General features: G+C 62.9%; 12 protein-coding genes and 1 tRNA gene. 7 read left to right on the forward strand and 6 right to left on the reverse strand.

From position 1 onward, the window contains the following. Positions 1 to 100: 100 nt before the first annotated feature. Genes trpB through ACWNC0_RS13715 form a run of 3 tightly spaced genes read right to left on the reverse strand, consistent with a single transcriptional unit; the run spans position 101 to position 2,870 of the window. The gene (gene trpB, locus ACWNC0_RS13705) at positions 101 to 1,330 is read right to left on the reverse strand and encodes a tryptophan synthase subunit beta (protein ID WP_196226182.1); all 1,230 of its coding nucleotides are present in this window, start codon (positions 1,328 to 1,330) and stop codon (positions 101 to 103) included. Continuing rightward, positions 1,327 to 1,971, reverse strand: coding sequence for a phosphoribosylanthranilate isomerase (locus ACWNC0_RS13710; RefSeq protein WP_449472287.1), 645 nt, complete (start codon positions 1,969 to 1,971; stop codon positions 1,327 to 1,329). Before ACWNC0_RS13710 ends, trpB begins: the two co-directional genes overlap by 4 nt. Positions 1,972 to 2,021: 50 nt before the next feature. Next, positions 2,022 to 2,870 (reverse strand): lysophospholipid acyltransferase family protein, encoded by an 849-nt coding sequence (locus tag ACWNC0_RS13715; RefSeq protein WP_449474621.1) that lies wholly within the window; start codon positions 2,868 to 2,870, stop codon positions 2,022 to 2,024. A gap of 53 nt (positions 2,871 to 2,923) precedes the next feature. Here ACWNC0_RS13715 and ACWNC0_RS13720 point away from each other — a divergent pair, with 53 nt between their 5' ends. Together ACWNC0_RS13720 and ACWNC0_RS13725 are read left to right on the forward strand one after the other, a co-directional pair. Beyond that, positions 2,924 to 4,042, forward strand: a complete 1,119-nt coding sequence (locus ACWNC0_RS13720; RefSeq protein ID WP_449472289.1) for a glycosyltransferase — start codon at positions 2,924 to 2,926, stop codon at positions 4,040 to 4,042. 174 nt (positions 4,043 to 4,216) lie between these two features. Further along, entirely contained in the window at positions 4,217 to 4,609 is a 393-nt protein-coding gene (locus tag ACWNC0_RS13725; RefSeq protein WP_449472291.1) for a hypothetical protein, read from the forward strand. Between the two features lie 210 nt (positions 4,610 to 4,819). Here ACWNC0_RS13725 and ACWNC0_RS13730 read toward each other — a convergent pair whose 3' ends face one another. Together ACWNC0_RS13730 and gyrA are read right to left on the reverse strand one after the other, a co-directional pair. Beyond that, positions 4,820 to 5,167, reverse strand: coding sequence for a DUF952 domain-containing protein (locus ACWNC0_RS13730; protein WP_449472293.1), 348 nt, complete (start codon positions 5,165 to 5,167; stop codon positions 4,820 to 4,822). Next, on the reverse strand, positions 5,164 to 7,896 hold the full coding sequence (gyrA, locus tag ACWNC0_RS13735; protein WP_449472295.1) for a DNA gyrase subunit A: 2,733 nt from the start codon (positions 7,894 to 7,896) through the stop codon (positions 5,164 to 5,166). Before gyrA ends, ACWNC0_RS13730 begins: the two co-directional genes overlap by 4 nt. A gap of 223 nt (positions 7,897 to 8,119) precedes the next feature. Between gyrA and ACWNC0_RS13740 the strand changes: the two genes are divergently transcribed. Both ACWNC0_RS13740 and ACWNC0_RS13745 read left to right on the forward strand, forming a co-directional pair. Then, complete coding sequence (locus ACWNC0_RS13740) at positions 8,120 to 9,400, forward strand: hypothetical protein (RefSeq protein ID WP_449472297.1); 1,281 nt, start codon at positions 8,120 to 8,122, stop codon at positions 9,398 to 9,400. A 107-nt stretch (positions 9,401 to 9,507) separates the two neighbouring features. Further along, positions 9,508 to 10,782 (forward strand): hypothetical protein, encoded by a 1,275-nt coding sequence (locus ACWNC0_RS13745; protein WP_449472298.1) that lies wholly within the window; start codon positions 9,508 to 9,510, stop codon positions 10,780 to 10,782. An 84-nt stretch (positions 10,783 to 10,866) separates the two neighbouring features. Here the strand turns inward: ACWNC0_RS13745 and ACWNC0_RS13750 are convergent, their stop codons facing one another. After that, on the reverse strand, positions 10,867 to 11,340 hold the full coding sequence (locus ACWNC0_RS13750) for an Lrp/AsnC family transcriptional regulator (RefSeq protein ID WP_449472300.1): 474 nt from the start codon (positions 11,338 to 11,340) through the stop codon (positions 10,867 to 10,869). A gap of 200 nt (positions 11,341 to 11,540) precedes the next feature. On the opposite strand from ACWNC0_RS13750, the gene ACWNC0_RS13755 reads away from it, so the two are divergent. The 3 genes from ACWNC0_RS13755 to ACWNC0_RS13765 all read left to right on the forward strand — a co-directional run bounded on the left by ACWNC0_RS13755 (position 11,541) and on the right by ACWNC0_RS13765 (position 14,486). Next, positions 11,541 to 13,298 carry a sensor histidine kinase gene (locus ACWNC0_RS13755; RefSeq protein WP_449472301.1) on the forward strand — a complete coding sequence of 586 codons (1,758 nt, stop codon included), beginning with the start codon at positions 11,541 to 11,543 and terminating at the stop codon, positions 13,296 to 13,298. A 49-nt stretch (positions 13,299 to 13,347) separates the two neighbouring features. Next, positions 13,348 to 14,385 carry a polysaccharide deacetylase family protein gene (locus ACWNC0_RS13760; protein WP_449472303.1) on the forward strand — a complete coding sequence of 346 codons (1,038 nt, stop codon included), beginning with the start codon at positions 13,348 to 13,350 and terminating at the stop codon, positions 14,383 to 14,385. A 25-nt stretch (positions 14,386 to 14,410) separates the two neighbouring features. Beyond that, a tRNA-Ile gene (locus ACWNC0_RS13765) sits at positions 14,411 to 14,486 on the forward strand. Positions 14,487 to 14,578: the final 92 nt, after the last annotated feature.

Consider the following 14,578-nt stretch of genomic DNA (forward strand, 5'->3'; position numbering starts at 1 on the left):
TCGCTCAGATGTCGAAGGGCTTTTCTTTCTTTGAGAGAAGTGATGGGCTTCGACAAGCTCAGCCCGAACGGGGGAGGGGTTGAGATGTTGGGAAACCCGCTCACATCTCCACTCCCAGCGCGTCGGCGACGGTGAAGATGTCCTTGTCGCCCCGGCCCGAGAGGTTGACGATGATGATCTGGTCCGCGTCCATGGTCGGCGCGACCTTTTCTGCGCTGGCGATGGCGTGGGCGGACTCAAGCGCCGGGATAATGCCTTCGAGAGCGGCGAGCTTCTGGAAGCTGGCGAGCGCTTCGTCATCGGTAATCGGCATGTACTCGACGCGGCCGATCTCGTGCAGCCAGCTATGTTCCGGGCCGATGCCGGGATAGTCGAGACCCGCCGAAATGCTGTGCGCTTCGGTGATCTGGCCGTCTTCGTCCTGGAGCAGATAGGTGCGATTGCCGTGCAGGATGCCGGACGCGCCGCCTGCGAGGGACGCGGCATGTTTGCCGGTGAGGCCCTCGCCTGCGGCTTCCACGCCGATCATCTTGACCTCGACATCGTCGAGGAACGGATGGAAGAGGCCGATCGCGTTCGAGCCGCCGCCGACCGGAGCAATCAGCATGTCGGGCAGGCGGCCTTCGATTTCGAGAATCTGCTCGCGCGCTTCGCGGCCGATCACCGACTGGAAGTCGCGGACCAGTTCCGGATAGGGGTGCGGGCCTGCCGCCGTGCCGATGATATAGAAGGTATCGTGGACGTTCGAGACCCAGTGACGCAGGGCATCGTTCATCGCGTCCTTGAGCGTCTGCGATCCGGATACGACGGGGATGACTTCCGCGCCCAATAGCTTCATGCGGAAGACGTTGGGCTTTTGGCGCTCGACATCCTTCGCGCCCATGAAAATCTTGCATTCCATGCCAAACAGGGCGGCGACCGTCGCGGTGGCGACGCCATGCTGGCCCGCGCCGGTTTCGGCGATGACCTTCTTCTTGCCCATGCGGCGGGCGAGCAGCGCCTGGCCGATGCAATTGTTGATCTTGTGCGCGCCGGTATGGTTGAGTTCTTCGCGCTTCAGATAGATTTTCGCGCCTTTACCCTCGGGCGCATCGGCGCGGAGCGCTTCGGTCAGGCGGCTGGCATAGTAAAGCGGGTTGGGACGGCCGACATAGTTGCGCAGCAGTTCCTCAAACTCTTCCTCGAAAGCGGGGTCCTGCCTCGCTTCCTTATAGACCTTCTCCAACTCAAGGATGAGCGGCATAAGCGTTTCCGCGACATAGCGGCCGCCGAAGGAGCCGAAATGGCCCGAAGCATCGGGTTGCGAGCGGAGGGAATTGTTGATGGTCATGATTGCTGTGCCGCTTTGCAGAAGGCCATGATCTTGTCCACACTCTTGATGCCCGGCGCGCTTTCCACGCCGGAAGAAACGTCAATCATCGGGGCGCCGGTGATGCGGATCGCTTCGGCGACATTGTCGATGCCGAGACCTCCGGAAAGGCCCCAGGGCATGGATATGGGGACGCCGCGCAGCAGGGTCCAGTCGAAGCGTAAGCCCATGCCGCCGGGCAGCGCCGCGCCGTCCGGTGTCTTGGCGTCGAAGAGCAGGAGGTCGGCCGCGCCGGTATAGGCTTTTGCAGCGTCGATGTCGGCGCGGGTTTTTACGGAAATGGCTTTCCAGACGGGGAGGTTGAAGCGCTTAGCGATGGCGGCGGTGCGTTCGGGGCTTTCCTTGCCGTGGAGTTGCAGGGCGGTGAGGGCGTTTGTTGCCGTGAGTTCGGCGAGGGTTTCGTCGGTGGGGTCGACTAGGACGGCGACGCGCTCGATATGGGCGGGGACGGTTGAGGTGAGTGCGCGCAGCTGGTCCGCTTCGACATGGCGTGGGCTTTTAGCGAAATGGACGAAGCCGAGGTGGGTCGCGCCAGCGCGGATAGCTGCGCCGACCGTATCGGGTGTGGAAAGGCCGCAGATCTTGATGGCGAGTCGGGACATTTGGGGGCTTTAGCGGGTGAGGTCACCGAGAACCATATGCTCCGTGCTACTCAAGGCGTCGTCAAATCCATGTCATGCAGGGCGAGCCATTGGTCCGCATGGTCGATGCAGGCTTTGCCCAGGAAGGCATCGACCTGATCCAGCAGATCGGTTTCGTCCATGACCAGCGGATCAAGCGGCGGGTGCCAATCGAGACGGAAATGAGCGCCCTGGGTCCTTGCCAGGGTGAACGGCAGGAAGCGGGCGTTGCTGCGCCGGGCGAGGCGTAGCGCGATGGAAAGATTTCCCGACGGTTCCACATTTCTGCCGAAGCGCGGGAACCAGACCTGTCGATCCCTCCGTTCGTCCACCAAGATGTAGAGCATCGCCCTGTCCTTTTCCGCAAGGTGACGCAGGATCGATCGGGCGGCGCCGCTGCCGGTGATGGCTTCACCCATATAGCTTTCCCGTGCCCGCTTCAGCATCTTGGCCTGAGCAGGGTCGGAAGGAGGGTCGTAGACGCCGAGGCCGGGCCGATCCGTTGACGCTTTCAAATGGGCGGCGAGCAAATCCCAGTTGCCGATATGCGTGGTCAGAAAGATCATGGGGCGGGGCGAGGCCAGCGCTTCCCGATAGGCCGGTTCGTTTGTGATGCTGACATGGCGGTTGTTCACGAGCCGGTCGATATTGGCGAGTTCCGCCATCGTGCGACCGAGATTGAACCAGCGGCGGGTGAGCATGGCCTCGCGGGTAGTTTCGTCCAGGTCCGGGCGCAGGAGGGCGAGGTTGGCGCGGGCGCGCTGGTCCCGCAGCTTCATGGTCCTGCGTGCGACGTTCGCCGACAGCCATCCGCCCAGCCATGAGGCGATGGATGCGGGGAGCAGGCGCAGGAGGGTGAAGAGAAAAGGGTTGGAGAGCATCTTGCCAAGCGTCATACAGCAGCGGTCGGGGCGGTAAAGGGCTTGGATTTACGATGGGTTGGGCCTTTTGGGCGTGGGTGCTGTTGCAGGGGCTGACGCTGCTGGGGGTGCTGAACTATTGGCGGCATCTGCCCGTGGACCGGCAGGAGGAGGCGCCCGAGGGTGTGGTCGTGCTGTTGTCGGTGCGGGATGACTGGGATGGCGGGGCGGAATTGATTGCGCGGTTGAAGGCGCAGACGGCTCGGTTTCGGTTGGTGATTGCTTCGAGTGGCGGGTGCGCGGCGGCGGAGGCTTTGGCGGCGCGGGAGGGAGATTGGGTGCAGCTTGTCCGGGCGGGTGTCGCGGTGGACGAGGGGCAGAAGGTTCATAAGTTGCGGGCGGCTTTGCGGGCTTTGCGGCCGGAGGATCGCTATCTGGTGTTCGTTGACGCGGATATTGAGCCGCCGGTGCGGCTGGTGGGGCGGTTGCTCTTTCCTCTGGTGCGGGGGAAGGCGGATATTGTGACTGGCTATCGCTTGCTGTTGCCCGAGCGAAGTGCGGTGGCCGCGCTGGTGGGGGCGGTGGAGATGCAATTGGCGACTTTGCCTCGGGCTGCTGGCGCGACCATGCCCTGGGGTGGAGCTATGGCCCTGACGCGGGAGGTGGCGGAGCGGCTCGATCTGGATGCGGCGCTGGCGGGGCGGTTGTCGGATGACATGGCGATCGGGCTGGCCGGGTGGCGCGCGAAGCTGCGGTTGCGGCCGGTGCGGGATTTGCTGGTGGCTTCGCCGATGGAGGTGCGGGGTGCGATTGCGTTTGGGGTGCGGCAGTATCGGCATATCTGGACGAATAGTCCGGGGATGTGGGGGATTGCTGCCGCCGTCGTGGGCGTACAGGCTTTGGGCTGGGTTTGGGCTTTGGGTTGGGGCGGTTGGGGCGCTCTGGCGGTGGGCTATGCTGCGGCGATTAGCCGGGCGTTGGCGCGGCGGCGGATCATCGCGGGGGTGGTGGACCCGGAGCAGGCTCGGACGGCGCGGCGGTCGCTTTGGTGGGATGTGTTGGCGCCGTTTGCGGTGTGCTGGGTGCATTGGGGCATGCAGTTGGCGGCGGCTTGTTCGCGGCGGATTAGGTGGGGCGGGTTTGATTATTGGGTGAAGATTGGGAGGGTGGTGCGGATGGAGAGGAGCAACTGATCGCTAGCGACGATAGGCGGTCATTGGGTGGGTGAGTTCGTATCCTCGAAAGCTGCCGTTTGTCGGCAACTGCCGACTAAGCGAGCGATGCATTGCTTTGTCGATCAGAAGCGGCAATGCTGATCCTCGCGGCACGAAGTCAGTCGCGACAATCGAAGAATTTGGACCATACGCATGAGTGCTGTTCTCGCTTCCGCAATGCTGCTTCAATGCTTCTTTAACCGCCCTGCGGACGGCTCCGTGGCGGCTGGTGATATACCCGTTATAAAGGTGCCATTGGGGGTCGAGATGGCCAAGAGCTTGAATACCAAACAGCCGCCCATCAGCCATAACAGCTTTATTGGCGAGAGCGGACCTGCGCGCGAGTGGGTTTTCGGTAATGCAAGCGATGCAAAAGTGGCGAGTGTTCAATTGTTAAGGATATCTCTGGCCGATGCGATGCTTTCGCCATCGCCCTACAATGCGCGGTTCGGCACGGCCATCCGCACCGACAATGGTGACTACCGATTTGAAACCAAGATGGTCGGGTACTGCAAATTGCTGCCTTCCGCAGCCCCAGCGCAGTAAATTGCATTCCTCATAACAATGCCACGATTGTAAATCTACCAGTCCGCTACCCACTCCACTTCGTCACTCCCGCGAAGGCGGGAATCTATCTCCCACAAGCAGGGTCTAGGTGACATGTCTGGAGATGGCCTCCCGCCTTCGCGGGAATGACGGGAGGGGGAGAGGTGCGCGTCGCTGAGCATTTCTTGACTTTGCTCGAAACGAACGGGATTAAAACCCTGCCGGAAACAGGTGCTTCCCCTGCTCATCCAACCGCAGCACCACCTTCCCCGCGACCGCGCTCAGCGGCAGGTCGCTATAAAGGTGCGGAAACAACGCCCCGCCGCGTGACTCTTCCCATTTCAGCGTCTCGCCGAAAGGGGCTAGGTCGACCATTAGCATCACCAGATTGTCCTGGCCCGCGAAGTGTTTGGCGGCGGTTTCGGCGGCCTGTTCGCGGGTGGACATGTGGATGTAGCCGTCGGCGAGATCAACGGGTGCTCCTTTGAACACGCCGTCGGTCTTTAGCTGGTCATACTGATCCTTGGTCAGGATCTTGTAGGCGAAGAGGTCGGTCACTCTTCGGTGAGGTCCGGGTCGGATTCGGGGCTGACTTCGGGTGAGGTTTCGAGGCCTGCGGGGGTGCTGACTTCGGTTTCCTCGTCGCTTTCCTCGATCTTCGCGGCGCTGACGACATGTTCGTCGTCGGATACGTTGAATAGGCGTACGCCTGCCGAGTTGCGGCCGATGACGCGCAGCGTGTCGAGGCCCATGCGGATCAGCTTTGCCTGATCGGTGACGAGCATCAGATGATCGCCGTGGCGCGCGGGGAAGCTGGCGACAACCGGGCCGTTGCGGCCGATATTGTCGATGTTGGTGATGCCCTGACCACCACGGCCGGTGCGGCGATAGTCGTAGGCCGAGGACAGCTTGCCGTAGCCATTGGAGCAGACGGTGAGGATGAACTGTTCCTTCGCCTGTAGATCGGCGAAACGCTCCTCGCTCATCTGCGGCGAGCCTTCCTTTTCGGGCTTCCAGGGGGCGAAGCGGAGATAATCGTCGCGCTCTTCCTGATTGGCGCCGGAGCGGTGGAGGATGGAGAGCGAGATGACCTCGTCATCCTTCTTCAGCGTCATGCCGCGCACGCCGGTTGACGTGCGGCTCTGGAATTCGCGGACGTCAGTCGCCTTGAAGCGGATCGCCTTGCCCTGACGGGTGGCGAGAAGGACGTCATCCTCTTCGCTGAGCAGCGCCACGCCGATCAGGCAATCCTCGCTGCCCTCATCGAAGCGCATTGCGATCTTGCCGTTGCTTGGCACGTTGGCGAAGGCGTCCATGCTGTTGCGGCGCACGGTGCCGTTCGCGGTCGCGAACATGACGTGGAGGTCCTTCCAGCTGTCCTCATCCTCTGGCAACGGCAGGACGGTCTGGATCGTTTCGCCGGGGCCGAGCGGCAGCAGGTTCACCATCGGGCGGCCGCGTGTTGCCGGGCCGCCTTCGGGAAGGCGCCAGACCTTCATGCGATAGACCTTGCCCGCCGTGGAGAAGAAGAGGACCGGCGTGTGCGTGGAGGTCACGAACAGTTCGGTGATCGCGTCCTCATCCTTGGTCGCCATGCCGGAGCGGCCCTTGCCGCCGCGCGCCTGGGCGCGGAAGCTTTCGAGCGGGGTGCGCTTGATATAGCCCTGCACGGTGACGGTGACGACCATCTCCTCGCGCTCGATCAGGTCTTCGTCCTCGATACCGTCGGCGGCAGCGGTGATTTCCGAGATGCGCGGGGTGGCGAAATCGCGTTCGATCGCCTCAAACTCTTCGCGCATGACGGCGTAAAGCTTCTGACGATCGCCGAGAATTGCGAGATATTCGGCAATGGCTGCGGCCAGTTCGGCCAGTTCATTGCCGATCTCGTCACGGCCAAGCGCGGTCAGGCGATGGAGGCGGAGGTCGAGGATGGCGCGGACCTGAATGTCCGACAGGCGGTATGTTTCGCCGCTCGCTTCAGTTTCGATCGCTTCGACCAGCTTCAGGTAGGGCGCGATTTCCGCCACCGGCCAATCGCGGGCGAGCAAGGTTTCGCGCGCCTCTGCGGGGCTGGCCGATCCACGGATGATGCGGACGACTTCGTCGAGGTTGGTGACCGCGATGACGAGACCCAGCAAGATATGCGCGCGATCGCGAGCCTTGTTGAGTTCGTACTTCGTACGGCGGGTAATGACCTCTTCGCGGAAGCGGACGAACGCCTCGATAATGTCGCGGATGTTGAGCAATTCCGGGCGGCCGCCGCGAATGGCGAGCATGTTGGCCGGGAAGCTCGACTGGGCGGGGGTGTTGCGCCAGAGCTGGTTCAGCACGACTTCCGGTGTGGCGTCGCGCTTCAGGTCCATGACGATGCGAACGCCGAGGCGGTTCGATTCGTCGCGAATATCGCTGATGCCCTCGATCCGCTTGTCCTTGGCGGCTTCGGCGATCTTTTCAACGAGGCCGTTCTTGCCGACCTGATAGGGAATGGCGGTCAGAACGATGGAGCGGCGGTCGCCGCGCCCTTCCTCGATCACATGGCGCGAACGCATCATGATGGAGCCACGGCCGGTATGATAGGCATTGCGGGCGCCGGATTGGCCGAGGATCAGCGGGGCGGTCGGGAAGTCAGGGGCGGGAACGATCTGGATCAGTTCATCGATCGTGATCGCCGGATTATCAATATAGGCGAGGCAGGCGCGGATCACTTCGCCCAGATTATGCGGCGGGATGTTGGTCGCCATGCCGACCGCAATGCCGCCCGCGCCGTTGACGAGCAGGTTGGGGAAGCGGGCGGGCAGGACCTGCGGTTCGCTTTCCGAAGCGTCATAGTTGGGCTGAAAATCGACGGTGTCCTTGTCGAGATCCTCCAGCAGGGCGGTCGTGACCTTGGCTAGGCGCGCTTCGGTGTACCGCATGGCCGCTGGCGGATCGGGGTCCATGGAACCGAAGTTTCCCTGACCATCGATCAGCGGCACGCGCATGGACCAGTCCTGCGTCATGCGCGCCAAGGCGTCATAGATCGCGCTGTCGCCATGCGGGTGATATTTACCGATCACGTCACCGACGATGCGGGCCGACTTGCGGTAGGGCTTGTTGTGCTGAAAGCCCGATTCATGGGCCGAGAAGAGAATGCGACGGTGCACCGGCTTCAACCCGTCGCGGACATCCGGCAGGGCGCGAGCGACGATGACCGACATGGCATAGTCGAGATAGCTGGCCTTCATCTCATCGACGATGGAGATGGGGCTGATGTCCGAGGGGTCGGCGAGGGCAGTCTCGTCGGTCAATGCGATTCTCTTTTTGGATGGAACTGTTTCGTTGCTCATGCACTAGCGGAGCGAAACAATTCTGTCACCCCTCGCGCGCACGCGCGCTCGCGTCAGATCAAGCTGTAAGAAAGGGCTGACAGGCGGAAAACTGCTGCATATACGATGTTCAAACGTCATTCACGCGCCGCCCCCTAATCGGCGCTTAATCAAGGGCGCCTTTCCCCAAGGCGCAGAGGAGAAGATGATCATGCGTTTTGTATCCCCCGTGGCGCTCGCGCTGACGCTCGCGCTGGCTGGAGGCGCCATTTCCGCGCCCGCGATGGCGGCGAAGAAGGACGAGAAGAAGGGCGGCGCGCCCAAGCTCAACGTCTCTCCCGATGTGATAAAGGCATTGCAGGCAGCGCAGACGGCGGCGGCGAAGAATGACTTTGCCGCAGCCAAGGCGGCGCTGGCCGATGCAGACAGCAAGGCCAAGTCGAACGATGACAAATATCAGATTGGTGCCGTCAAGCTGAATGCGTCCATCGCCGCCAAGGACAGCGCGATGCAGAGCGAAGCGCTAACGCAGATGCTGGACAGCGGCCTCACCCCGGCGGACCAGGTCGGACAGTTCAACGCGGTTGCCGCCGATCAGGCGATGCAGGCGAAGAATTATGATCTGGCGATCCAGCGGGCGCAGGCGGCGGCTCAGGCGGGCTACAAGCCTGAAGCGGTCAACGCGACGCTGGCGCAGGCCTATTTCGGGAAGGCAGGGACGGCCAATCCTTCCGCTGAACCCGCTCGCGGCCTTAACCAGAAGGGCCTTTCCGCCTTGAAGGCCGCCGCCGACGCCACCAAGGCGGCGGGCGGTCAGGTGCCAGCCCAATGGTATCAGATCGGCGTGAGCCGCGCGGCGGCATCGCGCCTGCCCGAAGTGACCGAATGGGCGACATTGGCTTATCAGGCGGCCCCCAACGGCGAGAATCTTCGCACGCTCATCCGCCTGTTCCAGCAATCCAACCCCAACATCACGGCACGCGAGAATCTGGATGTTCTCCGCTTGATGGCTGCATCGGGCGGCCTGGTGGTCGCGGGCGACTTCCTTGAATATGGTGAAATGGCGTCAAAGACCGGCATCTATGGCGAGGTAAAGTCGGCGATCGATCAGGGCCGCGCCAAGGGCGTGCTGAAGGGCACGGCAGGTGCGGACCTGTACCAGACCACAACGCCGAAGATTGCGGGCGACAAGGCATCGCTGGCTTCCGCGGAAGCCGATGCCCGCAAGGCTGCCACTGGCAAGATCGCGGCGGCCACGGCGGACGCCTACCTCGGCTATGGCGATTATGCCAAGGCGGCTGCGATGTTCGACCTCGCCAAGCAGAAGGGCGGCGTCGATGTGGACGAAGTGAATACGCGCATGGGCATCGCCAAGGCACTGGGCGGCGATGTCGCTTCGGCAAAGGCGGCGTTCCAGTCGGTTCAGGCCGGGACGCGCAAGAAGATTGCCGATCTCTGGCTGGCCTATCTGGCCACCAAGGCCTGATTTGAAACAGGGTGCGCCGATCGGGTGATGGGCGCACCTTCTTTCCTATCATCGACATAACAGGGACCTGCGCCAGACGGCGCACGACATAAAAGGGGACGGCCGACATGATCGCGCTGCGACAATCCATGCTGAAATCAGGCCTTCTTGCGATCACCGCCGTCGCGGCTTTTGCAATGCCAGCGGCGGCGAAAAAGGCGTCGGCCAGCGGGCCGGTCATCGTCATGAGCGAAGGGTTTCGTGCAGCGGCTCAAGCAGCCGACAGCGCGATCAAGGCAGGCGACGTCAGTACGGCGCAGGCGCAGATCAGCGGCCTGACGCCGACGAGCGATTATGAGGCCTATGCAGCGGCAGGGCTACGGTTCGAGCTGGCCGTGCTCAGGCAGAATTTCCAGGCGCAGCGGATCGCGTTGACGGACATGTTCAAGACCAATTCCGTGCCCAAGAAGGATGCGCCGCGATTGCGCTACGTCGCGGGTTATCTGTCCTATGTGGTTGGCAATTATGACGACGCGTTCGCGCAGCTCGATTATGCCAAGACGCTGGGTTATGATGGGATCGACGCGACGATGCTGCGCGCCGACATCTACCTCCGCAAGAACAAGGCCAAAGAAGCGCGCCCCTTCGTGCAAGATGCACTGGCTCGGCAGCGGGCGTCAGGACAGGCGATTCCTGCGGCCTGGTATGACCGGGCGATCTCGCTTGCCTATGCGGCCGGGGATTGGGCGGAGGTTGGTTCGCTCTATCGCGAGCGGCTGACCCATTATGGTTCGGCGGGGGAATGGCGGTCGGCGCTTGCCAACTATCTGACGGCGCCCGGCACAGACGCGCAGCTGCAGTTGGACCTGTATCGCTTACAGGCGGCGAACGGCGCGATGGCGAGTGAACGGGACTATCAGGCTTATGCGCAGCTCGCTGAAAAGGCGGGCAATTATGCTGAAACGAAAGCCATCATCGAAGCGGGGCGTTCGGCGGGCAAGCTGACGCAAGCACAGGCCGCGACCGCCAGCCTGATGAAGAGCGTCACGCCAAAGGCCGCCAAGGAAATCGCGGCGCTGCCCGCTGCGGCGAAGAAGGCCACAGGCGCGAAGGATGGGTCGGCGGCGTTGGCCGTGGCGGACAGCTATTTTTCGCTCAGCCAGTTCCCGCAAGCGGTCGAGATGTACCGGTTGGCCCTGTCGAAGGGTGGGGTTGATCAGGGGAAGGCCAATGCGCGGCTTGGCATAGCTCTCGCGCGTTCGGGCGATCTTGCGGGGGCCAAGGCGGCGCTGGCCCAGGTGACGGGTAATTGGGCCAACGTCGCTGGATTCTGGAGCGTTTGGGTCGATCAGCAGAGCCGCAAGACAGCGTTTCAGCCGGTTGCGGTTCCGCCTGCGAGCTAAGCTAAGCGATTGATCCAGGGCCAGCGCGCGACACAGAAGCGCTGCTGGTCTAGTGGCGGCGAGCGATCGCCGCCATTTTGCTGGTCAAAGGGGCAGGGGGACGCCCGGCAGGTTCTTCGCCATGCGGATGGTGAGAGAGGTCTTGACGCTCACCACATTTGGCGCGGGCGTTAGTTTCGAGGTGAGAAACTGCTGGAAGCTCTGGAGGTCCTTCGCCACGACCTTCAGGATGAAGTCGATCTCACCATTGAGCATGTAGCATTCGCGCACCTCCGGCAGGGTCGCGACATGATCCTCAAAGGCTTTCAGGTCGGCTTCCGCCTGGCTCTTCAGGCTGACCATCGCGAAGACGGTGATGGTGTAGCCCAGCATGGCCGGGTTGACGACGGCGTGATAGGAATTGATCGCACCACTTTCCTCAAGCGCGCGGACGCGGCGCAGGCAGGGCGGCGCGGTCAATCCGACCTTTCGAGCCAGTTCCACATTGGTCATCCGGCCGTCCTGTTGCAGCTCGCCCAGGATGTGCAGATCGATGTCGTCGATATTCGGGCCAGCCATTCGCCTGATTATTTCCTTTCTCATTTCGTGCCCAACATCATAATAATATTTCAGGTCAATGCAATTGTCCCACTATGCGACGATCCGAAATCGCCACGTCCGCCCCCTTTCCCTAACCGGCGGGAAGGCTTATTCCTGCGGCATGATTTCCTTCCACGGTGAAGTTCTGCGCATCGCTGGAAGTCCTCAAGGGGAATAGAGTGCGCTTCAACGATCTGATGCAGACGGTTCTGGCCGCAGAGAATAGAAGCGGCCTGGGCGCGGTGACGCTGTGGCGTCAGTGCGTCGACCTGCTTGCGCAGAATGATCGCGCGGATCGCGGCACTTTGCCGGATGAGGAACGTGCCGCGCTGCTTGATCGGCTTGCGGCACTACAATCCCAATTGTCGGAAACGCAGCGGATCGCCACGGTGGTCGAACTGGGCGGTCGCCTTCGTTCGCCCGCGCTGGTGGAGTTTTTCGCTAATGATCGTCCGGCGATCGCGGCGGCGGCGATGTCGCGCGCGCGGCTGCCGGATGACGCGTGGATTGCCCTGCTGCCCCGCCTTACTCCGACTGCGCGTGGTGTGCTGCGCGGGCGGCGTGATCTGGGTGCCGGGACGCAGCAGGCGTTGGAAGCGTTCGGCGCGGCCGACCTCGTACTGACGAGCGATCTGGCGGTGGAGCCGGGCGAACAAGCGGACGACATGCTGCTGACGCCCGCGATGATGGCGCCTGCCGAGCAGTTGCCTCCCTCGGCGGACGTAGAGGAAGCGCCGGTCGAGGAGCCTGCCGATGTTGCGGCGGATGACGTTCCGGTCGGCGATGATCAGATCCGGAACCTTGTGGACCGGATCGAACGCTTCACCAGTGCGCGGCGGGTGCCCGACGTGGTCGTTCCGCGGGCTGACACCGGGCAGGCGGAGGTCGTTAACGCCTTTGCTTTCGAGACCGATGCCACGGGCATGATCATCTGGGTCGATCAGGGGCCGCGCGCGGCGCTGGTCGGGCTATCGCTGGGTGAGGTGGCTGTTGTGGGCGCGAGCGGGCCCGACGGCAGCGTCGCAGGCGCCTTCATGCGGCGCAGCGGGTTCCAGAATGGGCGCTATACCGTCGTGGGCGGCGCGATGGCCGGGGAATGGCGCTTGTCCGCGACGCCATTTTTTGATCCAAGATCAGGGCGATTCCAAGGCTATCGCGGTCAGGCGCGCCGCCCCTATCTGCATGAAGTCGCCGCCCCACCACAGGCGGAGCCGGTGTCTGTCGCAGGGCTTTCGGCGGACTCGCTGCGTCAGCTGGTCCATGAGCTGCGTACGCCCTTGAACGCCATTCTGGGCTTTGCCGATATAATCGAGCAAGAGCTGTTCGGGCCGAGTGGGCCGGAGTATCGCGAGATGGCGGGAAAGATCGCGCTGGACGCCCGGCATTTGCTGGCGGCGTTCGATGACCTTGACCTGGCCGCGCGCGTATCGCGAGGTGAAGGGGCGGAGGCGCCGAGCGCTGTCGATCCGGCGCTGCTGATCGCGCAGGTTTCCGCCCGGTTCCGCGAGCAGGGCGAAGGCAATGGCGCGCAGATCGACATCAATCTGGCACGGGCGCTGCCGATGGTGCGGATCGACCCGGTGCAGGGTGAACGCATGGTGCAGCATCTGATGCGGACTGTCGTTTCTGTTGCGGCGCCGGGCGAAGCACTGAGCGGGGCCTGCTGGTTCCAGCCGGATGGCGGGCATGGCTGCGTGATGCTGGCGGTGGACAGGCCCGAGAGCCTGGACGGGATGGAGGATGAGCGGCTGCTTGATCCGGGCTATACCGCCGATGGCGACTGGGCCGACGGGCCGCTGCTGGGCCTTGGCTTTTCACTGCGGCTGATCCGGAGCCTGGCGGCAGGATGCGGCGGCGCGTTGCAGATCGAAGCTGACCGTTTCCTGCTTTCGATGCCCGCCATAACATCGGCGGAGGACGCTGCAGGGAGCCTCTGATCCCTGCGCGAAACCCTATCGCAACCATTGAGGGGCTAGGGGAAAGGGCATGAACGCTTTGCCCCATGACGGCAGCCTGCTGCGCGCTCCGATGCCGGACGACATGATCACGCTATCACCCGATTTCGGGACGCGGTTCATGCTGTTCGTCGATACCGAGGAGGAGTTTGACTGGAACGCGCCATTCAGCCGTGACGGTCATGCCGTGACCGCGCTGGCCGGGATGGCGCGTGGCCAAGCCTATTTTCAGGCGGCCGGGGTGAAGCCGATCTACGTCGCCGATTATCCGGTGATCGATAGCGATGCTGCCGCGGGCATGATGGCGCAATGGGTCGCGGACGGGGCCGCCGATGTGGGCGCTCATCTGCATCCCTGGGTCAATCCCCCGCATGTGGAGGAGGTGACGGAGGCGAACAGCTATGCCGGTTTCCTTCCCGAAGCGTTGGAACGGGCCAAGCTGGAAGCGCTGTGCCAGCGCATTGCCGAGCGTTTCGGACAACGCCCCGTCGCCTATCGGGCGGGGCGTTATGGCGTGGGCCATAATAGTGCGCGATTGTTGGAGCAGGCTGGATTTCGTCTGGATAGCTCTGTGCGAAGCCGGTTTGACTATAGCGGCCAGCATGGACCCGATTTTCGCGGCCTGCCGATCAATCCCTATTGGGCCGGGCCGGAACGATCGCTTGTGGAACTGCCGCTTTCGACCGCCTTCACCGGCCTGCTGCGGCGTGGGGGCGATCGGCTTTATGAGCATTTGCGGAATGTCAGCCCCCTGGCATCGGGATTGGCGAGAACGGGCATGTTCAGCCGCATTCCCTTGACGCCGGAAGGCGTGCCGGTGCGTGACGCGATAAGGGCGATCGACGCTCTGATCGAAGAAGGCGCGGCAGTGCTGAACTTCAGCTTTCATTCGCCGACGCTGGAGCCGGGCCATACGCCCTATGTCCGCGATGCGGCAGATCAGGCGGCCTTTTACCGGTGGTGGGACACGGTTCTGGATCACCTTGCGCGGCGTAATATCGGGACTGCGTCGCTGGATCAATTATTGGCAGCAGTGCCCGTGCCGAGACAGGCTTGCCAAGCGGCGTGATGCTGCTTATCCGGTCGGGCAGGTGGGGCCTGTAGCTCAACGGTTAGAGCTGGCCGCTCATAACGGCTAGGTTGCGGGTTCGAGTCCTGCCGGGCCCACCAATATCTTCTTTCCCTCTATGCAGGTCCAAACGCGGCCGGAACATCGGCACCCACTCATCCATTTCAGCCTTGGGGCAGATGGATGGAGGCGA

The sequence above is a fragment of the Sphingobium chungangianum genome (genome assembly GCF_977014255.1).

What these genes read in the sequence shown, in the direction of transcription:
- trpB (WP_196226182.1), bottom strand. Translation starts at nt 1,330, where the DNA reads ATGACCATCAACAATTCCCTCCGCTCGCAACCCGATGCTTCGGGCCAT.
- ACWNC0_RS13710 (WP_449472287.1), bottom strand. Translation starts at nt 1,971, where the DNA reads ATGTCCCGACTCGCCATCAAGATCTGCGGCCTTTCCACACCCGATACG.
- ACWNC0_RS13715 (WP_449474621.1), bottom strand. Translation starts at nt 2,870, where the DNA reads ATGCTCTCCAACCCTTTTCTCTTCACCCTCCTGCGCCTGCTCCCCGCA.
- ACWNC0_RS13720 (WP_449472289.1), top strand. Translation starts at nt 2,924, where the DNA reads ATGGGTTGGGCCTTTTGGGCGTGGGTGCTGTTGCAGGGGCTGACGCTG.
- ACWNC0_RS13725 (WP_449472291.1), top strand. Translation starts at nt 4,217, where the DNA reads ATGAGTGCTGTTCTCGCTTCCGCAATGCTGCTTCAATGCTTCTTTAAC.
- ACWNC0_RS13740 (WP_449472297.1), top strand. Translation starts at nt 8,120, where the DNA reads ATGATCATGCGTTTTGTATCCCCCGTGGCGCTCGCGCTGACGCTCGCG.
- ACWNC0_RS13745 (WP_449472298.1), top strand. Translation starts at nt 9,508, where the DNA reads ATGATCGCGCTGCGACAATCCATGCTGAAATCAGGCCTTCTTGCGATC.
- ACWNC0_RS13750 (WP_449472300.1), bottom strand. Translation starts at nt 11,340, where the DNA reads ATGGCTGGCCCGAATATCGACGACATCGATCTGCACATCCTGGGCGAG.
- ACWNC0_RS13760 (WP_449472303.1), top strand. Translation starts at nt 13,348, where the DNA reads ATGAACGCTTTGCCCCATGACGGCAGCCTGCTGCGCGCTCCGATGCCG.